Here is a 21,710-nt window from a genome sequence, read left to right on the forward strand (position 1 = left end):
CCGCATCGCCACGGGAAGGGCCGCTGCGAGACACGCCTTTCTCGCTATCGCCGTGGAACATCCCGGCCCCGGCGCAGTTGATCCGCTGCAAGAGGGACGCCGCCCAGATGAATGACCAGACCAAAAAACAGCCGCGTATCTGCGTGCTGATGAATGCCGGCTCGGGCAAGAAGGATGCAGACCGCGCCAGGAGCCGGATCGGCGACGCGTTCCGCGACGTGGGCCGGCCCGCCGAAATACGCCTGATGGCCAAGGGCGACCAGATTGAGGAAACGGCGCAAACCGCGCTCAAGGATGGCTTTGACATCATCGTCGCGGCGGGCGGTGACGGCACCATCGCGGGCATCGCGGGCGTGCTGCGCGGGCAGGGGACGCCGATGGGCATCATCCCTTTGGGCACATTCAACTATTTCGCCCGCTCGCTCGACATCCCGCAGGAGGTCGAAGAGGCCGTCCAGCTCATTGCCACTGGCGCGCGGCGGCCCGTGCGCATCGGCACGATCAATGGCCGCACCTTCCTGAACAATGCCAGCCTTGGTGCCTATCCCGCCATCCTGCGCACCCGCGAGGAGACGTATCGCAAATGGGGCCGCAGCCGCGTGGCGGCCTATTGGTCGGTGCTGATCACGCTGGTCACGCTGCGCCGTCCGCTGAAACTCAGGATCGAGGCAAGTGGGCAGACCACCTCCCACCGGACGCCTCTGGCCTTCGCCGTCAACAACGCCTTCCAACTCGAGCAGATGGGGCTGGAGGGCCGCGAGAATATCGCAAGGGGGCAAATCGCGCTCTTCGTTGCGCCCGATACGGGCCGCTGGGGGATGCTGCGCAACGCGTTTGCGCTGGCGATGGGCCGCGCGCAGCGCGATGTCGAGTTTCACCTGATCGCCGCCGACCACATCGACATTCAAACGGACCGGCGCGGATGCGACGTCGCCTGCGATGGCGAGCGGGCGCGGATGCGCGCCCCCTTCGGTCTGCGCGCAATCGAGGATGAGCTGACCGTGATCGTCCCCGAGGACCGGCAGGACGGCACCAGATGAGCCGAATCCTGCACCTTTCCGATCTGCATTTCGGCCGCGCCCGCCCCGAATTACTGGACCCGCTGATCGCGCAGATCAATGATCTCGCGCCCAATCTGGTCGCCATTTCGGGCGATCTGACCCAGCGCGCCCGCTCGGCCCAGTTCCGCGAGGCGCAGGCCTTCATCGACGCGCTGGACGCGCCGGCGCTGGTCGTGCCCGGCAATCACGACATCCCCCTGCATGATCCGATCAGCCGCATCCTGCACCCCTGGCGCAACTATCGCCGCGTCATCTCGCAGGATCTGGAGCCCGAGCATTTCGACGACCGCATGGTCGTTCTGGGCGTCAACACGGTCAACCGGTTTGCCCATCAAAGCGGGCGGTTCTCCCGTTCGGCGCTGGCCCGCATCGAACGCGCGTTTGATGAGGCCGGCCCGCGCACCCGCGTCATCGTCGCGCATCACCCGCTGGAACATCGCGCAACCGATACTAAGAAACCGATGCGCGGGGCAGACCGCGCCGCGAACCGCCTGGCCGAGCTGGGGGCCGATCTGATCCTGACCGGGCATCTGCACAGTTGGCGCGCCGCGCCCTTCGCGCATCGGGACGGGCGGCGCTCGGTCCTGCAGGTCCATGCGGGCACCGGCCTGTCCACGCGGCTGCGCGGCGAGGAAAACGATTTCAACCTGATCGAGACCGCGCCCGAGGCCATCACCGTCACGCGCTACGCCGCTGGGATGGGCAACGAGGTGTTTGCCATCGTCGAGTCCCGCCGGTTCGAGGCCGACCATTCAGGCTGGGCGCTGATCTCCACGGACTGAGCCGCAGCCTTGCACCGCGCCCGTCCTGCCCCCAGATAGAATCCAACCCATCCGCAAAAGAGGGCCGCCATGCGCTACTCCGTTCTCGATCTCGCCCCCGTCCCCGAGGGCAGCGATACCTGCACCGCCATCGCGAATTCCGTCGCCCTCGCGCAAAAGGCCGAGGGCTGGGGCTATCACCGCTATTGGCTGGCCGAGCATCACAACATGCCCGGCATCGCCAGCGCCGCGACCTCGGTGCTGATCGGCCATATCGCGGATGCGACACGCTCCATGCGCATCGGGGCAGGGGGCATCATGTTGCCCAATCACGCGCCGCTGGCGATTGCCGAGCAATTCGGCACGCTGGCGACAATCCATCCCGGCCGGATCGATCTGGGCCTTGGCCGTGCGCCCGGCGGCGACATGGCGGTCGCCCGCGCTCTGCGCCGGGGGCTTGAGCAGGACCGCTTTCCCGAGGATGTGATGGAGCTGATCCAGTATCTGGGCGATGCGCCCCCCGGCGCGCCCGTCGCCGCCCATCCCGGCCAGGGCACCCATGTCCCTGTCTGGATCCTCGGCAGCAGCCTCTATGGCGCGCAGCTGGCCGCTCATTTGGGCCTGCCCTACGCCTTCGCTTCGCATTTCGCACCCGACGCGCTGGATCAGGCGCTGGAGATCTACCGCGAACGGTTCCAGCCGTCCGAGCATCTGGAGCGGCCCTATTTCATGCTGGCCGCCAATATCTTTGCCGCCGAGAGCGATGCCGAGGGCGCTTACCTGCGCACCTCCATGCAGCAGGCCTTCGCCCGCCTCCGGACCGGCAAGCCTGGCAAGCTACCCGCGCCGGTGGACGATATCGAGGCCGCCATTGGCGCTGACATGACGCGCGCCGTGGGCCATGCCCTGCGCGTTACCGCGACCGGCAGCAAGGCATCGGTGCGCGCCGCCCTTGAGGAGATGCAAGCGCGCTATGCGCCGGATGAGATGATCCTGACCGGCCAGATCCATGACCCGGACGCGCGGCAGAGATCCTTCCAGATCGCCGCCGAGGTTCTATCGGACATGGCCGAAGAAAAAGCCGCCTAGCCGCTGGGGCATCCTGCCCCGGCATCAATCCAGGCCTGCGTCAGCGCGCCAAAACGCTCCTGACTGCCTGGGGCAGGCTCGCGACCCTCGCCTGGCGCCCAGCCCCAGCCGACCAATCCGTCATTGGCGTTATGGTCCTGCAACTCGGCCAGGCTTTTGCCGCCATTGCGCTCGGGGTCTTTGATCTGCGCGCAGATCTCGGGCAGCGTCAACCCAATCCACCCCATCGACAGCGGCGCAAGGTGCCACGGCTGATGCCCCGGCACCGACCCTTCGGCGCCCACATATTCCACGTTCTCGGCCCCGTGGCAGGTGGTGCAGCGCATCCCCGGCGCGCCAAAGCCGCTTTCCCCGCCGCGCACGACCGGCGGCTGATGCAACGCCAGATCATCCCCCTGCCGCGGCGTGCCATCGACCGGGTGGCAATTCAGACAGCGCGGATGCTGCAGCACCTTGCCCATTTCGGTAAAGATCGCGGCGGCGCGCTCGGCCTCGTCCTCGATCGCGGCAAAGCTTTCGGGCGCGGCCAGATCCTCGGCCAGCGCGGGCAGGGCCAGGAAGGACAGGGCGATCCATGCGGGTTTCATCATGGCAAACATCCTCATCACACCGCCCCCCGCGCAAAGGGCAACTGATAGGGCATATCCCCCGTGAGCGCGCGCCACGCATTGGCCACGGCGGGCGCGATGGGCGGCGTGCCTGGCTCACCCACGCCCGTCGGGTCCTCCTCACTCTGGATGATCGACACCTCTATTTGCGGCATCTCGCCGATGCGCAGCATGGGGTAGCCGTCATAGTTGGACTGCCGCACGCGGCCCCCCTCATCCAGCGTGATCTCGTCATGGAGGATACTGCCAAGGCCAAAGCCTATGCCGCCTTCCATCTGGGCGCGCACCACGTCAGGCGTCACCGCCAGCCCGCAATCCACGGCGCACCAGACGCGGGTGACATGCGGGCTGCCGTCCCGGTCCTCGACCTCGGCGATCTGCGCGACATAGCTGCCGAAACTGCGCACCACGGCGACGCCCATGCGCTTGTCGCCCATGCCGGGGCCGGACCATCCGGCCATCTCGGCCACCCGGCTCAGCACGGCGGCATCACGGGGCCGGTCCTCGCGCATCAGGGCAAGGCGGCCCTCGACCGGATCATTGCCCCCGGCCTCCAGCACCCGGTCCAGAAATGTCTCGACCGCGTAAGCCGTATGCGTATGCCCGACCGAGCGCCACCAGAGCGTGGGCACCCCCGCATCCATCTGCGCCCAGCTGAGCCGGGTGTTGGGCAGATCATAGGCCAGATCGTTCGATCCCTCGTAAGATGTGGGGTCCAGCCCGTCCTTCATCATCATGGCAAAGGGCGTATCGGCGATGATCGACTGGTTCGCCACCGTGTTGAGCCAGGCGGTGATGTTGCCATCGGCGTCCAGCCCCGCCTTGAGGTGATGCGCCGTCAGGGGCCGGTAATAGCCCGCCTGCATGTCGTTCTCGCGCGTATAGACCAGCTTGTAGGTGCCTGGCCCGGCCGCCTTGGCGACATTGGCCAGCTCGGCGGCGAAATGGCTGTCCGGCGTTGCCCGGCGGCCAAAGCTGCCACCCGCGAACATCGTGTGCATATCGATTTTGCCGGGCTCCATGCCCAGAACGCCGCCCATCGTCTGGCGGCTGATCGTCGGGATCTGCTCCCCGGCCCAGACCTCGGCGCCGTCGCCCCTCAGCTCGATCACGCCGTCCAGCGGCTCCAGCGCGGCATGGGCGAGGTAGGGAAAGAGGTAATCGGCCTCGATCACCTCGGCGGCGTTTTGCAGCGCCGTATCGACGTCGCCCGCCGCCTCGGCCACCTTGGCCGTGCCGCGCGCCGCTTCGGCAAAGACGCGGGCGATCTCGTCCGACGACCGCGTCTCGGCGCCGCTCTCGTCCCACTCGACGCTCACCGCATCGCGGCCCTTGAAGGCGGCAAAGGTGTTCGCCGCATAAACGGCGATGCCCGACGGCACCTGCCGCACGGCGCTGACACCGGCAATTTCCATCGCCGCGCTGCCGTCCAAGGATGCCACCACGGCGCCGAATTTCGGCGGGTGGACCATGGCGACCACCTGCATCCTCTCGCGGTAGACGTCGATGGAGAACTGCGCACTGCCGTTGGTCTTGGCCTCTGAATCGAGGCGCGTCACGCTCTCGCCGCCGATAAGCGTAAACTCCGCCGGGTCCTTGAGCGTGGGGTTCTCCGGCACCGGCATACCCGCCGCCGCCTCGGCCAGCGCGCCAAAGCCCGAGGATTTGCCGCTGCCGTCATGCGCCACCACGCCCTTGGTCACGGTGATCTCGCCCGCTGGTACGCCCCACTGCTCGGCCGCCGCCGCGACCAGCATCGCGCGCGCCGCCGCGCCCGCCTGCCGCATCGTCATGTAACTGTTGGACAGGCCGGTCGAGCCGCCTGTGCCCTGCACGCCGAATGCGGTGTTCACATATAGCTCGGGGTTCACCGGCGCCTGCTCGGCCCGCATCTGGGACCAGTCGGCATCCATTTCCTCGGCCACGAGGATCGGCAGGCCGGTATTGGCGCCCTGGCCGATCTCGATATGCTTGACCAGCACGGTCACACTGTCATCGGGCGCGATCCGCACGAAGGCATTGGGGGCAAACCCCTCTTCAGCGGCGCTTGCCCGCGCCTTGGGCGCGAGGTAGAGGCCCAGAACCAGACCGGCAGAGCCGGCCAGAAATCCGCGCCTTGTGGGGCGGGGGGCGGCGATTGACTTGATACTCGGATGCATGGCTTACCCTTCCAGACTGTCTGAGGCCTGGCGGATCGCCTGGCGGATACGGGCATAGGTCGCGCAGCGGCAGATATTGCCGGCCATCGCGTTGTCGATATCCTCATCAGTGGGCTTGGGCAGCTCCTGCAGCAGGGCTGTCGCGGCCACCACCTGGCCCGATTGGCAATACCCGCATTGCGGCACGTTGATCTCTACCCAGGCGGCCTGAACCGCCTCGGCCTCGGGGCCTTCCAGCGCCTCTATGGTGCGCACATCCGCGCCCTCCAGCGTGCCGATGGGCGTCACGCAGGACCGGCGCGTCATGCCGTCCAGCAGCACGGTGCAGGCGCCGCATTGCGCGATGCCGCAGCCGAATTTCGTGCCGGTCAGGCGCAGCTCATCGCGCAGCGCCCACAGCAGGGGTGTCTCGGGGTCGGCGTCCAATGTCACCGGCGCGCCGTTGACGGTCATTGATATGGCCACGGGGCTCTCCTTTGGCGGGTGCGACAGGATGTAGCACACAGCCAAGGGATGACGAGGGCGACGCGGGGTAAATCAGGGAGCTCGGTTAGCTACCCCCTGATCTCAAGCCGTTTTTTTGCGGCGTCCCAGCCGGGCGATCATCGCAAAGAAGAGCGGCACGAAGAGAACGCCCAGCACGGTGCCGGTGATCGTCCCCGACAGCACGCCCGACCCGATGGCCGTCCGCCCGCCCGAGCCTGCCCCGGAGCTGAGGACCAGCGGCAGAACCCCGAGGCTGAAGGCCATCGAGGTCATCAGGATGGGGCGGAACCGCTGGCGTGCGGCATCGACGGCGGCCTCGTATATACTCTCGCCCGCCTCGCGTTTATCCCGCGCGAATTCCACGATCAGAATCGCGTTCTTGCCCGTCAGGCCAATCACCGTCAGCAGGCCGACCTGAAAGAAAACGCCATTCTCGAACCCGCCCAGCCACGCGCCCCCCAACGCGCCGACAATGCCCACAGGCATGGCCAGCATCACCGCAAAAGGGATAGACCACGACTCGTAAAGCGCCGCCAGCGCAAGGAAGATCGCGGCCAGCGACAGCCCGTAAAGCAGCGGCGCCTGACTGCCCGATTCCTGCTCTTCCAGTGACAGACCCGTCAGCGAGATCTGGAAGCCGGGCGGCAGTTGCCCGGCCAGCCGCTCGATCTCGGCAATCGCGTCGCCGGTCGACACCCCCGGCGCGGGCGAGCCTTGAATCTGCATCGCGGGCACGCCGTTATAGCGGTTCACACCCTGCGGCCCGTAGGTCCACGCCGCATCGACAAAGTTGGAAAACGGCACCAACCCGCCATTTGCGTTGCGCACGCGCCATTTCTCGATATCCGACGGCACCGCGCGCGCATCCGCCTCGCCCTGCACATAGACCCGCTTGATCCGGCCCTCATCGACGAAATCGTTGACATATTGCCCGGCCCAGGCGGTGCTCAGCAAACTGCCCACATCGGTCGCCGAAACGCCCATCGCCCCGGCGCGCCGCCAGTCGATATCAAGGTTGAACTGCGCCGCATCCTCCAGCCCGTTGGGCCGCGCGCTGGCGATCAGCGGGCTTTCCGCCGCCATGCCCAGCATCTGGTTGCGCGCCTCCAGGAGCTGCTCATGGCTCTGCCCGCCGCGCGCCTGAATGTAGAAGTCAAAGCCCGACACGTTGCCCAGCTCAATCACCGAGGGCGGCACAATGGGAAAGACCATCGCCCCCTGTATCTGGCTGAACGCGCCGAAGGCCCGGCCCGCCAGCGCCTGCACGCTTTGCGCCGCCTCCTCGCGTTCTTTCCAATCCTTGAGCCGCACGAAAGCCAGACCCAGGTTCTGCCCCTGCCCCGAGAAGCTGAACCCCGCCACGCCGAACACGCTCTGCACGACATCGCTTTCCTGCGTCAGGAAATAATCCTCGACCTGCTTGACCACGTCCAGCGTCTGCTCGGTCGTGGTGCCGGTTGGCCCCTGAATCAGCGTAAAGAGGATGCCCTGATCCTCTTCGGGCAGGAAACCCTGCGGCGTGCGCATGAAAAGGCCCACCATCACCGCAACAATAGCCAGATAGACGATGGCCAGCCGCACGGGCCGCTTGACGATGCCGCCCACGCTGGCGGTATAGCCGCCCAGCAGTTTGTCGAAGCCGGTGTTGAACCAGGCAAGGGGGCCGCGCTTGTGCCCGCCATGATCCTTGGACTTCAGCAGTGTCGCGCAGAGCGCCGGGGTCAGCGTCAGCGCTACCAGGACCGATAGCGCCATGGCCGAGATAATCGTGACCGAGAATTGCTGATAGATCACCCCGGTCGAGCCGGGAAAGAACGCCATCGGCACAAAGACCGCCGACAGCACCACGCCGATGCCGATCAGCGCCCCGGTGATCTGGTCCATCGACTTGCGCGTCGCCTCCTTGGGGCCGAGGCCCTCCTGCTCCATGATCCGCTCGACGTTCTCGACCACCACGATGGCGTCATCGACCAGAAGGCCGATGGCAAGAACCATGGCCAGCATGGTCAGCGTGTTGATGGAATACCCCATCAACGACAGCACCCCGAACGTGCCCAAGAGGACCACAGGCACCGCCAGCGTCGGGACCAGCGTCGCGCGCAGGTTCTGCAGGAAAAGATACATCACGAGGAAGACGAGGATGATCGCCTCGACCAGCGTCTTGACCACCTCCTCGATCGAGATCTCGACGAAGGGCGTTGTGTCATAGGGGATCACGTATTCGATTCCCTCGGGAAAGAACTGGGCCAGCTCCTCGACGCGGCTTTCCACCGCTGCCGCCGTGTCCAGGGCGTTGGCGCCCGGCGCCAGGCTGATCGCCAGACCCGAGGCCGCCTGCTGGTTGAAGCGCGAGATGGTGCCGTAATTCTCCGCCCCGATCTCTACCCGCGCCACGTCATTGACCAGAACGAGTCCGCCATCCGTCTCGGCCCGGATCACGATCTGGCGAAAGTCCTCGGGCGTGGTCAGCAGCGATTGCGCGGTGATCGTGGCGTTCAGTACTTGCCCCTCGACCGCGGGCCGCGAGCCGAACTCACCGGCCGAGATCTGCGCATTCTGCGCCTGAACCGCGCGCACCACGTCCGCCGGCGTCAGCTCAAACGCGGCCAGCTTGGACGGGTCCAGCCAGATGCGCATGGCGTATTGCGCGCCGAAGACGCGCACATTGCCGACACCGTCCACGCGGCTCAGCTCGTTCACCATGTTGGTCTCAAGGTAGTCGCCCAGATCGGTCGCGTCATAGCCGCCGCTTTCCGAGATCAGCGCGATGACCATCAGGAACCCGGCCGAGGATTTCTCAACCGTCACGCCCTGCCGCTGCACCGTTTCGGGCAGAAGGGCAGTGGCCTGCGCCAGCTTGTTCTGCACCTGCACCTGCGCGATGTCGGGATCGGTCCCCGTCTCGAAGGTCAGGGTGATACTGGCCCCGCCGGCACTGGTGGAACTGGACGAGATATAGCGCAGCCCGTCGAGGCCGGTCATCTGCTGCTCGATCACCTGCGTCACGGTATTGGCCACCGTATCGGCGCTGGCACCAGGATAGGCGGCACTGACCGACACCGTGGGCGGCGCGATCTGGGGATATTGCGCAACCGGCAGCGTCAGAATGGACAGAACACCGATCCCCATGATGAAGATCGAGATGACCCAGGCGAAAATCGGGCGGTCGATAAAGAAACGGGCCATGCGTGGGGCGCTCCGGTCAGGATCGGGTCGGGTGGAATGCGGCGCGGGGCCGCATCATTCGGCGGGCTGTTCTGCGGCGTCTTCGGCATCTCCGGGCACGGCGCTTGGCTCGGTATCCGGCTCTGCCGCAGGCTCGGCGCTGGCCTCTGCCTCGCCCTCAGTCTCAGCCTCTGGCGCGGCGCGCTCTTCGGCGACGACGGTCGCGCCGGGTACGGCCTTTTGCAGGCCGGTCACGACGACGCGGTCGCCATCCTCCAGACCCTCGCTGACCACCCAGTCCTGTCCGCGATCCTGCAGCACCGTCAGAACGCGCTGTTCGACCACACCATCGGCATTCACCACCAGCGCGGTGGGCTGGCCGCGCCGGTTGCGGCTGATCCCTTCCTGCGGGACCAGTATGCCGCCACGGGCGATCCCGTTGGGCATCTCGGCCTGCACATACATGCCGGGCAACAGCAGCTTGTCGGGATTGGCAAACTCCATGCGCAGCACGACGACGCCGGTCAGCGGATTGACCACCGGCTCGGCGGCGGTCAGCATCCCGGTCTGCTCAAAAACCGTGCCATCGGCCAGCGTCAGGCGCACCTCCTGCGCGCCCTCGCCCACCCGCGCACCCATATTGCCGCGCCGGAAATCCAAGAGCTCGGCGGCAGATTGCGTCACGTCCACATAAACCGGGTCGATATTGCGCACCGTGGCCAGCGGCGTCTGCTGGCTGGCGGTGACCAGCGCGCCCGGGCTGACCATCGAGCGTCCGATCTCGCCCGACAGACGCGCGCGGATCTCGGTGCGGTCCAGCTCGATCTCGGCCGATTTCAGCTGCGCCTCGGCGGCCTGCAGGCTTGCCACCGCGCCGTCGCGGGCGGCAATCGCGCTATCCAGCGCCTGCTCGCTCACCACGTTGCGCTCGCTCAGCGTTTCCAGTCGGCCCGCCTCGCGCTCGGTCGCCTTGACTTGCGCCTGCGCCTGCGCGACGGCGGCACGGGCCTGCGCTACGGCGGCGTCATATGTGGCCGGGTCGATCTTGTAGAGCACATCGCCCGCCTCGACGCGCCCGCCCTCGTCAAAAAGCCGCTCGGTGATGATGCCCGCCACCTGCGGGCGCACCTCCGCCTCGGCCGAGGCGACGACGCGGCCCGGCAGGGTCGAGGTCAGGTCCACATCGCCAGTCTTGACCGTTACCACCGTCACGGCAGGCGGCGGGCGGTCCCCCTGCTGGGCGATGGCCGGCGCGGCCAGCCCCGCGGCGATCAGGATCAGGGGCAGGATGGGTCTGAAATGCAGCATCAAATCACGGGTCCAATCGGCAACAGGCGGGATCGAGCCGGAGAATAGTCTAAACCTCCCGGTTCACAAGGGGGCGGCAGCGGCGCATGCGCCCTGCCCGCCCCCCGGCGCGACAGGTGACGACAAAAGAGGCAAAGACCCGGCGGGCCAAGGCCGCGCGCCCTCAGCGCAGGCCGTTCGCCGCGATCTCGCGCGCCAGCTGGCGCATTACGGCCCCGCGCGCCGCCGCGATATCCCCCGCGCTGAATTCGCCCGTGATCGGCACCGCCAGCGAGAAGAGGCGCGCGCGGTCGCGGCCATTGTCGGGCGCGACGAAATACTGACCCGACATGCGGAACGTGCCATCGGCATAGGCCAGCATCTCTTCGATGCGCAGCTCGACCTCGGCGTCAGGGCGGTCAAGGAACGGCCAGGGCTCGCTCGCCACCCGCGCGCCGGTGATCTGCGCCAGATAGCGTGTCAGCTCCAGCGTGATGGCACGGCCCGGATCATCGGCCCAGAGCAGGCCATCGCCCGCCACGATCTTACCCTCGGGGCCTGACACCCAGATTTCCTCGGAGGCGGCATAGGTGGGCAGGGACACCTCGCGCAGCGAGACCGAGCCGTAGGAGATGCGCTGCGTCGCGCCCGCATCCGCGCGCGGCACGGCCACGCGCTCTTCGGTGCCGCCGCATCCGGCAAGAGTGGCAAGCGCGGCCAGCATGGCGATGGGTGCAGTTTTCATCATGTCGTTACCGTCCTGTCAGCAAGGAATTGGGATTACGTTCAATCGCCCGCGCCAGAGACGATACCGCCTGCGCCGCGCGCTCGACCTCGCGCAGCGCGTTGCGCGCGTCGCGTCCCAGACCGTTATTGGCCTGGTAGCCTTCTATGGTGGTGCCCGCCTGCGCCAGGACAAGGCGCGCCTGCTCGATCAGGCGGGGCAGATCGCGGCTGGCCTCGGCAAAGGTATCGGCGGCATTGCTGGCCGAGTTCAGCGTATCCTTGGCCGTCTCGACCACGCCCGCCTCGCGCAGCTGCACCAGAACCGAGCTCAGCTCGTCCAGCGCGCCGTTCAGGCTATCGGGCAATTCGCGCGTGCTTTGCTGGTTGAGAAAACTGTCGACCGTCGTCAACAACTCGGTCACCTGATCGGCCATCTGGTCGATGGCGACCTCCTCGATATTGGTGGCCACGCCTTCGATCCGCGCGATTAGATCGGGCACGCCCTCGACCGCCGAATTGACGCCTTGTGCCGCCTCGGCGGCATCATCCAGCGCCTTGCCCAGACGCTCGGACAGGGCCGCCTGGTTGAAGCCTTCGATCAGCGTGGCAAGCTGGTCGATCGCGGCGTTCATCTGCCCGGGCAGGGCGCGCACATCGTCGGAATTGATGACACCGCGCGCATCGGTCAGCAGGCCGTTGAGGTTCTCGGGCGCGTCGCGCACCCCCTCGCTGGTGATCAGCGCGTTGATATTGCCCAGAAGGTTGATCGCCTGGTTCATTACCTCTTCGACCGGCAGGTCGTTGATCCGCTGGAACACGCCCTCGGCGGTGGCCGAGACATCGGCGATATCGCTTTGCGTCGTGGGGATGCGCGGGCCGCCATCGTCCATCTCCTGCAGCTCGGCAGGCTCGGCGCCCTCGACTTCGGTCAGCTCCACCTTGAGGCCGCCCGTCAGGATCGACGTGGTCGCCAGCCGCGCGCGCAGCCCGGCCTGCACCCGCTCGGACAGGAAGGCCAGCGCCGTCTCGGCGTTCTGGTCACCCTCGAGGCCCAGCTTGCCCGGCTGGATCGCCAGCGTCGCCAGCAGACGCACCCGGTTGTCGCCAAAACGCTCGGGATCGACCAGACCGTTCAGCGCGCTGACGCGGCCGATCTTCAGACCGGCCAGTTCGACCGGCGCGTCGACCGCGAGGCCCGCGATGTTTTCCTCGAAGACGGCCGAGAGGTTCAGCGTCTCGCCCTCGTCGCCGGCGAAAATGCTGGCCCGCGCCGTCGCCTCGTCGGGATGGACCGTGACCCTCGCCCCCGGCTGCAGCGGCTCGCCGCCCGATACCATGGTGCCGAAGGTCACACCGCCCGAAATCAGCGAGGCGATGGACGAGAAATCCAGCGCCGCGCCGCCAGGGCCCAGCGTGAATGAGAAGCCGGAGGTGTCCCAGAACCGCGTTGCAGTGTCGATCAGCCGGTCATGCGGGGAAAAGATGATCGCCTCGGCCTCGGCGGTGCTGCCATCCTGGCTGATCGCCGTCTTGCCCACCTGGCCGACATTGATCCCCTGATAGAGGATCGGCGCGCCTTCGGTCAGCGACACACCCTGTCCCGCCCGCAGCGTCAGCAGAACGCCCTCCTTGTTCATGCGCTTCAGCGGCGCATCCGCCAGACCCTCGAATTGGTCGACCAGCCCGCCCGGCTCGCTGTCCCAGATACCCTCGATGAAGACGCCCGACAGTACGGTATCGAGGCCCGACACTCCCTGCGCCGTCACCTCGGGGCGCACGACCCAGAATTGCGCCTGATCATCGACATATTCGGCCACATCCGCATTCAGCCGCACCGAAACCAGCACGCTGCCCAGCCCTTGGGAAAATCCGACCTCTTCGACCATGCCGACGGTCACGTCGCGGTAGTGCAGCTCGGTCGAGCCTGCCGCGATACCCGAGGCGTTCTCGAACGAGATCTCGATCAGCGGGCCGCGGTCCATATAGGTCTTGACCGCGACGCCCAGCACCGCGACCAGCGCGATCAGGGGCACGACCCAGATGATCGAGACCCGCCGGAACGGGCTCTTGCCCGCCGATTTGACCGGAGGGGGGGGCGGTGTGCTGTCGGTCTGTGTCACGCCGTATGTTCCTTTTCTGCGCCGGTCCGGTCCGCACCGGATGGGGCGGGATGGGGCGGCACGGGCCGGCGCCCTGTGTCCCATATCAGGCGACTGTCGAAGTTCTGAGCAGATATCATGGTAAAGATAACCGACAAGGCGAAAAATATACTTGCCCGTCCGGGTGTGATATTCACCAGCGTCTGAAGCTGCACCAGTGAGGAGAGGACCGCCACGACGAAAACGTCGATCATCGACCAGCGGCCGATATATTCCACGATCTCATACAGCTTCTGTCGCAGACCGTCCGAAATCTGCGGCCCCTGCCGCACGCCGATCACCAGGCCCAGAATGATGACGAACTTGCCCACCGGAATGACGGCACTGGCCAAGAGGATGATGAAGGCCACGCCCCACGCCCCATGATGTGCCAGGTCGACCGCACCGCCGATGATCGTATTGCTCTGCGTGCTGACCAGCGTCTTGGTCTCCAGCATCGGGTAAAGGTTGCCGGGGATGTAGCAGGCCACGCCCAAGAGCCACCACGCCATCACCTTTTGCAGCGACATCGGATCGCGCGACTGGATCTTGCCGCCGCAGCGGGGGCAGATCTCGGTGCCGGCAGGCGACACGCGGGTGCAGCGTTTGCACCCGATCAAGTTCATCTCCTTGGCTGTTTTCATGGTTCGAGCGACTTCCAGATCGAATAGCGGCACATCAGCACGTCGGTGGCCACGACGACGATCATCAGGATCGCGAACATCCAGGCGGCGGGGCCAAGGCTGACCTCGGCCATATCGGCAAGTTTTACCAGGGCCACGGCGCAGCCGATGGCAAAGATCTCGGCCATGGACCAGGGTGTCAGATCCTCGGCCAGCCGGAAGGCATGGCGCGCGAAGGGCGCGGGCGGCTTGTCCTGAATCACGGGCACGAGCACGTAGATCAGCAGCGACAGGCGGATCATCGGGATGATGACGATGAAGGCCAGGATGGTCGGCGCCAGAACCGCCAGAGGCCCGGTAAACGCAAAGCTGGTCTGGATGATCGAGGTGCCATGGGTCAGACCACCCGCCCCGATCGACAGGAATGGAAAGAACATCGCCCCGGTGATCAGGATCAGGATGCTGGCCGCCATGGCGATCAGCCACTTGCCTGCCTTGTTGCGCGGCGCGATCAGAACGGTATGGCAGCGCTGGCAATAGGCGCGTTCGTCCTTTTGCACCTGCGGGACCGAGTAGACGAGGTCACAATGCGGGCAGGCAATCAGCCTCTCGAGCGGATCGGTCGGGCCTGCCTGGGCCATATGGTCGGTTTGCGTCATAGCGGCCCATTGTCGTCGCACTGGGCGCAGACCGCAAGCGGTTGGGGCTGTGGCGGCCCTCCCAATGTCGTGAGGGGCTGCGCGCGGTGGTTTTTAGCGGTGATTTGAGGTGACCGACCTGCGCCGACCATTTTGATCGCAGCCGGCACCGTAAATGCAACGGAGCTAGGGATGCCCGATTGATGGAACAGATATGTCAGCCTCCGTCAGCGACAAAACCCGCCTTTTCAATCGCCGCGATCGCGCAAGCCTCGTCATTGGTGGAATTGTCGCCGGTGATTCCGACCGCTCCCACAATGACGCCATCCTTTTTGATCAAGACGCCGCCCGCGACCGGAACGAGGGAGCCTTGCGAGAGGGAATTCATGGCCTGAATGAAGAACGGCTCGACCTTGGCCCTCTCGAAAAGGGCGCGCGAGCCCAGCCCCATTGCCACGGCGCCGCGCGCCTTGCCCTGGGCGATCTCCGGCCTCAGATTGCTGGTCCCGTCCTCCCGCGCGAGGGCCAGCAGATACCCGCCGCTGTCCAACACGGCTATCGTCAAAGGCTTCAGCCCGTTCTCTTTGCGCCATTGCAGACAATCGTCGATGATGGCTTGCGCCTGATCGAGGCCGAGGGTCATATCCAATCTCCCGTATTCAGGACGTTTCGTCGCCTGGGGCAGAGCTCGCGATCACGGCCTCGGCCTCGATCAAGGCCTCTATCTGCGCATCCTCGCACCCGAGTTCGGACAGAACCTCCCGTGTGTGTTGCCCCAGAAGCGGGGCCGCACTCTCGACACTTGCGGGAGTTCGGCTGAACTTCACCGGATGCCCAAGCGTTTCCACCTTGCCCGCGCTAGGGTGGTCCACCGCAACGATCATGTCGCGGGCGCGCGCCTGAGGGTCGTCGTGCATTTGCAGGATGTCATTGACTGGCCCGGCAGGCAATGCCGCCTTGTCCATGCGATCCAGCCAGGTCGCGGTAGTCTCCTGGGCCATGTATTCGTTCAGGATTTCGACCAGCGCCGGCAGGTTGCGCATGCGCTCGGCATTGGACGCGAACCGTTGGTCGTCATTCAACTCCGGTGCCGCGATCACCTCGAGAAATCGCAGCCAATTGCTCTGGTTGGCGGCGCCCACGTTTATCCAGCCATCGCGGGTCTGAAACGATTGATAGGGCGCGTTGAGGGGATGTGCCGAACCAAGCGGTTCGGGCTTGTCGCCGGTGGCGAAGGCAATGGCGGATTGCCAGTATGTCTGCACGATGGCCGCTTCGAACAGGGAGGTATCGACCTTTTGCCCCTGGCCGGTCCGCAGCACGTTGGAATGTGCCGCGCAGATGCCCATCGCCGCCAGAATGCCCGCGTTGATATCGGAAATCGGCGCCGCGACCTTTACCGGCGGACGGCCCGGCCCCTCGCCGGTGATCGACATCAATCCCGACATGCCTTGCGCGATCAGATCGAAGCCGCCCCTGTCGGCATAGGGACCGGTGCGCCCGAACCCCGAAATCTCGCAATAGATCAGGCGCGGATTGGCCCTGGCGAGATCCTCATAGGCGAGGCCCAGCTTTTCCATCGTTCCCTTGCGGTAATTCTCGATCACGACATCGGCGTCGGCCAGAAGCCGACGCAGGATGTTCAGCGCATCGGAATCCTTCAGATTGAGGGCAATGCCGCGCTTATTGCGGTTCATCATCATGTAGGCGGCCGCCTCGCCCTCGATTTCGGGGGGCACGAAACGGCGACTGTCGTCGCCGGTGGGTTTTTCCACCTTGATGACGTCGGCCCCCATATCGGCCAGCATCAGGCCGCAGACCGGCCCGGCCATGATATGAGCCAATTCGATGACGCGAAGCCCCGCGAGCGGACCTGTCCGCCCGCTCATTTGCCTGACCAATCCGGTTTGCGTTTGCTCAAAAATGCCTCCATGCCGGTGCGGAAATCGTCGCTCATGTAGCAAGAGACGATAAGATCGGAATCGTCCACTGCCGTCGCAGCGCGCGTGCGCCGCATCGCCTCCTTCGTGGCGCGTAGGGTCAACGGGGCCATCGAGCCGACATGATCGGCCAGCTCCGCCGCCCGTGCCATCAGTGCGTCCTCATCCGGCAAAACCTCGCTGACAAGCCCGATGCGCAGCGCCTCTTCCGCCTCGATCAGGCGCGCGGTAAAGATCATCTCTCGCACGCGCCCGGCCCCGATGAGGTCCGACAGCCGCGCCAGATTGCCCGCCGCAAGGCAGTTGCCCAGCGTGCGCGCGATGGGAAATCCGAACTTGAGGCTGGCCGACGCGATACGAAGATCGCAGGCCGCGGCGATCGAGGCACCGCCGCCCGTGCAGGCGCCGTTGATCGCGGCAATGGTGGGAACCGGGCAGCGCTCCACAGCCTCCAGAACGGCGTCGATCCGGTGTTCGTAATCCAATGCGTCCTGCGCTGTCTCGAAGGCGCGGAACTGCGTCATGTCCGTGCCGGCAGCAAAGGCTTTGCCCCCCGCGCCTGAAATCACCATGGCCCGTACAGACCCGTCCGTCGGCATTTCGCAGCAGAGGGAGGCAAGCCGTTCATACATCCCGAACGTCATCGCGTTGCGGGATTGGGGTCGCTGGAACGTGACCCACAGAATGCCGTCGCGCAATTCGTCCGATATATCGGGGGAGGGCTGGGTCATCTGTAGAAATACTCCACAAGGAACATCGGGATGGCGGGCAGGTAGGTGCACAGCATCAGAACCGCCAGCAGAACGCCGACGAACCAGATGTTGACCTTGGACACCTCCCAGATATTGGCCCGGGCGACAGAGCACGCGGTAATCAGCACCGAGGCCACGGGCGGCGTCTGTTGTCCGATGGCCAGGTTCAGCGTCACGACCAGCCCGAAATGCACCGGGTCGATTCCCGCGGCGGTGATCAGCGGAATGACGATCGGGATCACCAGAATGATCGCTGCGGCGGAGTGCAGGAAAAAGCCGACGATCAGAAAGAAGAAGTTGAGGATCAGCAGGATCGCCCATTGCTGGGTGGTGATCGACAGGATGCTTTCGGCCAGTTGCTGCGGGATCTGCGCGCGGGTCAAAAAGCCGCCCATCAGCACCGACGCCGCGACCAGAAGCATGACGACCGCGGTCTGGATGCCACCGTCGAGCATGGCGCGGCGCAGATGGCCCAGATCGAGGTTGCCATACCATGCGGATACGGCCAGCGAGGCGAGAACGGCGAGGCCAGCCGCTTCGGTCGCTGTGACATAGCCGCCGAAGATGCCGCCAAGGATGATGACCGGCAGGGTGAAGGCCGGCAGGGCCGCGACGAAGGTTTCCCGCAACCGGGGCAGATTGAACGCCGCTTCGGTCGGGAAGTTATAGCGCTTGGCAAAGAAATAGGCGACGGCCATCAGCCCGATCGCGCCCAGGAGGCCCGGCACCAGGCCCGCGACAAAGAGCTGCTCGACCGATGTGTTGGCCGATGCGGCATAGAGGATCATCGGGATCGAGGGCGGAATGATGATGGCAAGGGACGCCGAGGACGAGGTGACGGCCGCCGAGAACTCCTTGCTGTAGCCGCGCTTTTTCATCTGCGGGATCAGGATCGACCCCATCGCAGCCACGTCGGCCACGGCAGAGCCCGAGATCTCGGCAAAGAACAGCGACACGCCGATATTGACCATCGCAAGGCCACCCCGGATGAAGCCGATGATGGCCGAAACGAAGTTGATCAGCTTGTCCGTGATCCCGCCCGCGTTCATGATGGCGCCCGCCAGGACAAACATCGGGATCGCGATCAGCGAAAACTTGGTCGACCCGTCATACATGTCGAGCGCGATGGTCACCAGGCTGCCCGCGCCTTCGGTCGCCAGGAGGCCCAGCACTCCGCACATCGCAAGCGCCACTGCAATGGGGATGTTTATGCAGATCATAAACAGCATTGCGACGAAAATGGCTCCAATCAGCATCAGGTGCGATCCTTGTTCTTTTCAAGTTCGGTTTCGACCTCTTCTTCGATTTCCGCATGTTCCAGCGAAATTCCCGCAGATGTCAGCTTGAGATAGGCAGGCAGGCTGAGGATCTGGCCCAGCATGAAGAGCGCGGCCCCAATGGGAATGACGGACTGCGTAAACTGAACGGGCACCCAGGTGAGCGAGACCAGTGTATCGCCTGCCAGCACGTCGAGTACCTGAAGCCCGGCGCGCGCCATCAGGAAGAAGAACGTCAGCACGATCAACTCACCCACCAAGAGCGCCGCGATGCGCAGCTTTTGGGGCATCGCCAGCAACACGGTGTCGAATCCGATATGACGCCGATGAAGCGCGGCAAGCGCGCTGCCGTAATAGGTGATCCACGCCAGCATGATCGCCGCGACCTCGTCATACCATGAGAAGCTTTCGCCCATCAGGCGCGCGATCACGGCAAGGCTGACGGTGACCGTCAGCAGGATCATCAGACCGATCGTGATCCATTCGAGGATCCGGCTGATCGTTCGGTTGATGCGCGACAGCGTGGGGTACGAAGCATGTTCCATTTAGGTCCGGCCAGTTGGACATCGTGCACAGCCCGCGCGCATCACATGCGCGCGCCAGGGCGATCGATGAGCGTTTCGAAAACGAAAATCGGGCGGCAGGATCATCCTGCCGCCCGTTCAGATGTCAGCCCGACTGACCTAGGCCAAGGACGGTGTCGATCATCTCCTGCGCGCCGTCGACTTCCTCGGCGAACTGCTTGTAGATCGGCTTCGACGCTTCGATGAAGGCGTCCTTGTCGGCGGTGTTCACTTCCACACCGGCATCCTCGATCTCCTTCAGCAGCGCCTCTTCCATTTCGGCGGCCGTCTCGTAGGTGAAGTCCTGCGTCTGGTTGGCGCAGTCGGTCAGACCGGCCTGGATATCCTCGGGCAGGCCATCAAACTTTTTCTTCGACGTGAGGATATAGGCAGGGGTGTAGACATGCCCGGTGATCGACAGGTACTTCTGCACTTCCTGGAACTTGGCCGAGGCGATCTGGGCATAGGGGTTTTCCTGGCCGTCGATCACACCGGTCTGCAGTGCGGTGAACACGTCGGAGAAGGCCATCGGCGTCGGGTTGGCACCGTATTCCTGGAACATCTTCAGACGCCAGACGCCATTCGGCGTGCGCAGCTTGACGCCTTCGAGATCGGCGGGCACGTTGATGGGGCGCACGTTGTTGGTGATGTGGCGAAACCCGTTCTCGGCCAGACCGACGATGTGATAGCCATTTTCATGCGCGGCATTCTGAAACACGTCCATCATCTCATCCTGCACGCGGCGCATGTGGTCGCGGCTGGTGATGATGTAGGGCATTTCGAAAATGCCAAAGGAATCGTCGACCGAAGACATGATCGACGACGGCAGCGAAAAGTCGATCTGCGCCAGCTTGAGCTTTTGCAGCATCTCCTTGTCATTGCCGAGCTGCGACGACCCGAAGGTCTGCATCTCGACCTTGTCGGGCATCGCGCCGTTGACGCATTCCGCAAAGTTGTTGGCCGTCGCCTCGAAAAGCGATCCGGGCGCGCCGACATGACCGAATTTCATCGTCATGTCCGCTGCCGAGACGCCGGTTGCCAATCCGGCAAGGGCGGTGGCGGTCAGTAGTCTGTTGAGTATTTTCATGGTTTCTCCTCCCAGAGATTTGCGGCTCTTTCAGGCCGGCTCGCGTGTGCTGCTCTCCTCAGGCCAGCATCTGCATTGCGGCTTGGACCCCACCTTGCTTGTGGGGAACGTCCGCCTTTTTCAGTCCCATTTCGACGCCGGCCAATGTTGCGACCAGCATCAGGTCGTTGAAATCGCCCAGATGGCCGATGCGAAACACCTTGTCGGCCACTTTGGACAGCCCGTTGCCGAGCGATATGTCGAAATGCTCCAGCGTGCTGGCGCGGAACGCATCGGCGCTATGTCCCTCGGGCATCATCACGGCGGTCAGGACGCCGCTTTCCTGTCCCTGCGTTGAACAAAGCACCTCAAGCCCCCAGTGGCGCACGGCTGCGCGGGCGGCGGCACCGTGGCGGGCATGGCGGTCAAACACATTGTCCAGCCCTTCCTCGTGCAGCATGTCGACAGCCTCATTCAGACCATAGAGCAGGTTGGTCGCGGGCGTGTAAGGGAAATAGCCGGTCTTGTTCGGCCCCAGCATCTCGGCCCAGTCCCAGTAGGACCGTTGCAGCGTTGCCGTCTTGTTCGCGGCCAGCGCCTTGGCGCTTGCGGCATTGAACGACAGGCCGGGGGGCAGCATCAGACCTTTTTGCGATCCGGACACCGTTACGTCCACACCCCAAGCATCGTGCTGATAGTCGAGCGAGGCTAACCCCGAGATGGTATCCACCATGAACAGCGCCGGATGGTTTGCGTTGTCGATTGCCTTGCGCACGGCGGCGACAGGCGAAACCGAGCCTGTCGAGGTTTCGTTGTGCACCACGCAGACGGCCTTGATCTGATGGTCCTTGTCCTCGGCCAGATACGCTTCGATCTTGTCGGGATCGGCCCCGCCGCGCCAATCACCCTCGATGAATTCAGCCTTGAGGCCCAGTTTTTCGGCCAGCTTCTTCCACAGGGTCGCAAAATGCCCCGTCTCGAACATCAGGACGCGGTCCCCGGGCGACAGTGTGTTGACGAGCGCCGCCTCCCAAGCACCCGTGCCCGAAGCCGGGTAGATGAACACGTTTTCGTCCGTCTTGAAGATTGTCTTGAGACCGTCCAGCGCCTTCAGGCCGACCTTGGCAAAGTCCGGCCCCCGGTGATCGATGGTTTGCTGCGAAATCGCGCTCAGGATTCGGTCGGGCACAGCGCTCGGCCCCGGGATCTGCAAGAAATGACGTCCGGCTTTTCTCATGACAAAGGACCCTGAATTTCCGAAAGGACCGGTGTCTGTGGCGGCCCAGATTTGCTTTTTCGTTGCTTTACCATAATTTTGAATTCAAAATTATGTCAATCAAATTATCATAGCTCCCACCCCAAGTAACTGGA

At 64.8% G+C, this 21,710-nt stretch carries 19 protein-coding genes; 3 read left to right on the forward strand and 16 right to left on the reverse strand.

What is annotated here, in order from left to right:
* Positions 1-107 precede the first annotated feature (107 nt).
* The 3 genes from ACEWPL_RS10495 to ACEWPL_RS10505 all read left to right on the forward strand — a co-directional run bounded on the left by ACEWPL_RS10495 (position 108) and on the right by ACEWPL_RS10505 (position 2,911).
* Positions 108-1,040 (forward strand): diacylglycerol/lipid kinase family protein, encoded by a 933-nt coding sequence (locus ACEWPL_RS10495; protein ID WP_393934370.1) that lies wholly within the window; start codon positions 108-110, stop codon positions 1,038-1,040.
* Positions 1,037-1,843, forward strand: coding sequence for a metallophosphoesterase family protein (locus ACEWPL_RS10500; protein ID WP_393934369.1), 807 nt, complete (start codon positions 1,037-1,039; stop codon positions 1,841-1,843). Before ACEWPL_RS10495 ends, ACEWPL_RS10500 begins: the two co-directional genes overlap by 4 nt.
* 69 nt (positions 1,844-1,912) lie before the next feature.
* Positions 1,913-2,911, forward strand: coding sequence for an LLM class flavin-dependent oxidoreductase (locus tag ACEWPL_RS10505; protein ID WP_393934368.1), 999 nt, complete (start codon positions 1,913-1,915; stop codon positions 2,909-2,911).
* Here ACEWPL_RS10505 and ACEWPL_RS10510 read toward each other — a convergent pair.
* The 16 genes from ACEWPL_RS10510 to ACEWPL_RS10585 form a co-directional block, all read right to left on the reverse strand.
* The gene (locus ACEWPL_RS10510) at positions 2,908-3,498 is read right to left on the reverse strand and encodes an Isoquinoline 1-oxidoreductase subunit (RefSeq protein ID WP_393934477.1); all 591 of its coding nucleotides are present in this window, start codon (positions 3,496-3,498) and stop codon (positions 2,908-2,910) included. The genes ACEWPL_RS10505 and ACEWPL_RS10510 overlap by 4 nt on opposite strands.
* 17 nt (positions 3,499-3,515) lie before the next feature.
* On the reverse strand, positions 3,516-5,678 hold the full coding sequence (locus ACEWPL_RS10515; RefSeq protein ID WP_393934367.1) for a xanthine dehydrogenase family protein molybdopterin-binding subunit: 2,163 nt from the start codon (positions 5,676-5,678) through the stop codon (positions 3,516-3,518).
* 3 nt (positions 5,679-5,681) lie between these two features.
* Positions 5,682-6,131, reverse strand: coding sequence for a (2Fe-2S)-binding protein (locus tag ACEWPL_RS10520; RefSeq protein ID WP_393934476.1), 450 nt, complete (start codon positions 6,129-6,131; stop codon positions 5,682-5,684).
* Positions 6,132-6,245: 114 nt separating this feature from the next.
* Positions 6,246-9,350, reverse strand: coding sequence for an efflux RND transporter permease subunit (locus ACEWPL_RS10525; protein WP_393934366.1), 3,105 nt, complete (start codon positions 9,348-9,350; stop codon positions 6,246-6,248).
* A 54-nt stretch (positions 9,351-9,404) separates the two neighbouring features.
* Positions 9,405-10,637 carry an efflux RND transporter periplasmic adaptor subunit gene (locus tag ACEWPL_RS10530; protein WP_393934365.1) on the reverse strand — a complete coding sequence of 411 codons (1,233 nt, stop codon included), beginning with the start codon at positions 10,635-10,637 and terminating at the stop codon, positions 9,405-9,407.
* 163 nt (positions 10,638-10,800) lie between these two features.
* Positions 10,801-11,364: a PqiC family protein gene (locus ACEWPL_RS10535; RefSeq protein WP_393934364.1), complete on the reverse strand. Its 564-nt coding sequence runs from the start codon at positions 11,362-11,364 to the stop codon at positions 10,801-10,803.
* A gap of 4 nt (positions 11,365-11,368) precedes the next feature.
* Positions 11,369-13,462 carry a PqiB family protein gene (locus ACEWPL_RS10540; RefSeq protein WP_393934363.1) on the reverse strand — a complete coding sequence of 698 codons (2,094 nt, stop codon included), beginning with the start codon at positions 13,460-13,462 and terminating at the stop codon, positions 11,369-11,371.
* Complete coding sequence (locus tag ACEWPL_RS10545; protein ID WP_393934362.1) at positions 13,459-14,124, reverse strand: paraquat-inducible protein A; 666 nt, start codon at positions 14,122-14,124, stop codon at positions 13,459-13,461. Before ACEWPL_RS10545 ends, ACEWPL_RS10540 begins: the two co-directional genes overlap by 4 nt.
* Positions 14,121-14,762, reverse strand: a complete 642-nt coding sequence (locus ACEWPL_RS10550; RefSeq protein WP_393934361.1) for a paraquat-inducible protein A — start codon at positions 14,760-14,762, stop codon at positions 14,121-14,123. Before ACEWPL_RS10550 ends, ACEWPL_RS10545 begins: the two co-directional genes overlap by 4 nt.
* Positions 14,763-14,958: 196 nt before the next feature.
* On the reverse strand, positions 14,959-15,384 hold the full coding sequence (locus ACEWPL_RS10555; protein WP_393934360.1) for a GlcG/HbpS family heme-binding protein: 426 nt from the start codon (positions 15,382-15,384) through the stop codon (positions 14,959-14,961).
* A 16-nt stretch (positions 15,385-15,400) separates the two neighbouring features.
* Positions 15,401-16,630, reverse strand: coding sequence for a CaiB/BaiF CoA transferase family protein (locus tag ACEWPL_RS10560; RefSeq protein ID WP_393934359.1), 1,230 nt, complete (start codon positions 16,628-16,630; stop codon positions 15,401-15,403).
* Positions 16,627-17,412, reverse strand: coding sequence for an enoyl-CoA hydratase/isomerase family protein (locus ACEWPL_RS10565; RefSeq protein ID WP_393934358.1), 786 nt, complete (start codon positions 17,410-17,412; stop codon positions 16,627-16,629). The genes ACEWPL_RS10560 and ACEWPL_RS10565 overlap by 4 nt, the downstream gene beginning before the upstream one ends.
* On the reverse strand, positions 17,409-18,689 hold the full coding sequence (locus ACEWPL_RS10570) for a TRAP transporter large permease (RefSeq protein ID WP_393934357.1): 1,281 nt from the start codon (positions 18,687-18,689) through the stop codon (positions 17,409-17,411). Before ACEWPL_RS10570 ends, ACEWPL_RS10565 begins: the two co-directional genes overlap by 4 nt.
* Positions 18,689-19,255: a TRAP transporter small permease gene (locus ACEWPL_RS10575; RefSeq protein WP_393934356.1), complete on the reverse strand. Its 567-nt coding sequence runs from the start codon at positions 19,253-19,255 to the stop codon at positions 18,689-18,691. The genes ACEWPL_RS10570 and ACEWPL_RS10575 overlap by 1 nt, the downstream gene beginning before the upstream one ends.
* A 124-nt stretch (positions 19,256-19,379) precedes the next feature.
* Positions 19,380-20,360: a TRAP transporter substrate-binding protein gene (locus ACEWPL_RS10580; RefSeq protein WP_393934355.1), complete on the reverse strand. Its 981-nt coding sequence runs from the start codon at positions 20,358-20,360 to the stop codon at positions 19,380-19,382.
* Between the two features lie 58 nt (positions 20,361-20,418).
* Positions 20,419-21,576, reverse strand: a complete 1,158-nt coding sequence (locus ACEWPL_RS10585) for a pyridoxal-phosphate-dependent aminotransferase family protein (RefSeq protein ID WP_393934354.1) — start codon at positions 21,574-21,576, stop codon at positions 20,419-20,421.
* Positions 21,577-21,710: the final 134 nt, after the last annotated feature.

The organism is Roseovarius roseus, from assembly GCF_043355935.2.
GTDB lineage: Bacteria > Pseudomonadota > Alphaproteobacteria > Rhodobacterales > Rhodobacteraceae > Roseovarius > Roseovarius roseus.

What these genes read in the sequence shown, in the direction of transcription:
- ACEWPL_RS10495 (WP_393934370.1), top strand. Translation starts at nt 108, where the DNA reads ATGAATGACCAGACCAAAAAACAGCCGCGTATCTGCGTGCTGATGAAT.
- ACEWPL_RS10500 (WP_393934369.1), top strand. Translation starts at nt 1,037, where the DNA reads ATGAGCCGAATCCTGCACCTTTCCGATCTGCATTTCGGCCGCGCCCGC.
- ACEWPL_RS10505 (WP_393934368.1), top strand. Translation starts at nt 1,913, where the DNA reads ATGCGCTACTCCGTTCTCGATCTCGCCCCCGTCCCCGAGGGCAGCGAT.
- ACEWPL_RS10510 (WP_393934477.1), bottom strand. Translation starts at nt 3,498, where the DNA reads ATGAAACCCGCATGGATCGCCCTGTCCTTCCTGGCCCTGCCCGCGCTG.
- ACEWPL_RS10515 (WP_393934367.1), bottom strand. Translation starts at nt 5,678, where the DNA reads ATGCATCCGAGTATCAAGTCAATCGCCGCCCCCCGCCCCACAAGGCGC.
- ACEWPL_RS10520 (WP_393934476.1), bottom strand. Translation starts at nt 6,131, where the DNA reads ATGACCGTCAACGGCGCGCCGGTGACATTGGACGCCGACCCCGAGACA.
- ACEWPL_RS10525 (WP_393934366.1), bottom strand. Translation starts at nt 9,350, where the DNA reads ATGGCCCGTTTCTTTATCGACCGCCCGATTTTCGCCTGGGTCATCTCG.
- ACEWPL_RS10530 (WP_393934365.1), bottom strand. Translation starts at nt 10,637, where the DNA reads ATGCTGCATTTCAGACCCATCCTGCCCCTGATCCTGATCGCCGCGGGG.
- ACEWPL_RS10535 (WP_393934364.1), bottom strand. Translation starts at nt 11,364, where the DNA reads ATGATGAAAACTGCACCCATCGCCATGCTGGCCGCGCTTGCCACTCTT.
- ACEWPL_RS10545 (WP_393934362.1), bottom strand. Translation starts at nt 14,124, where the DNA reads ATGAAAACAGCCAAGGAGATGAACTTGATCGGGTGCAAACGCTGCACC.
- ACEWPL_RS10550 (WP_393934361.1), bottom strand. Translation starts at nt 14,762, where the DNA reads ATGACGCAAACCGACCATATGGCCCAGGCAGGCCCGACCGATCCGCTC.
- ACEWPL_RS10555 (WP_393934360.1), bottom strand. Translation starts at nt 15,384, where the DNA reads ATGACCCTCGGCCTCGATCAGGCGCAAGCCATCATCGACGATTGTCTG.
- ACEWPL_RS10560 (WP_393934359.1), bottom strand. Translation starts at nt 16,630, where the DNA reads ATGAGCGGGCGGACAGGTCCGCTCGCGGGGCTTCGCGTCATCGAATTG.
- ACEWPL_RS10565 (WP_393934358.1), bottom strand. Translation starts at nt 17,412, where the DNA reads ATGACCCAGCCCTCCCCCGATATATCGGACGAATTGCGCGACGGCATT.
- ACEWPL_RS10570 (WP_393934357.1), bottom strand. Translation starts at nt 18,689, where the DNA reads ATGCTGATTGGAGCCATTTTCGTCGCAATGCTGTTTATGATCTGCATA.
- ACEWPL_RS10575 (WP_393934356.1), bottom strand. Translation starts at nt 19,255, where the DNA reads ATGGAACATGCTTCGTACCCCACGCTGTCGCGCATCAACCGAACGATC.
- ACEWPL_RS10580 (WP_393934355.1), bottom strand. Translation starts at nt 20,360, where the DNA reads ATGAAAATACTCAACAGACTACTGACCGCCACCGCCCTTGCCGGATTG.
- ACEWPL_RS10585 (WP_393934354.1), bottom strand. Translation starts at nt 21,576, where the DNA reads ATGAGAAAAGCCGGACGTCATTTCTTGCAGATCCCGGGGCCGAGCGCT.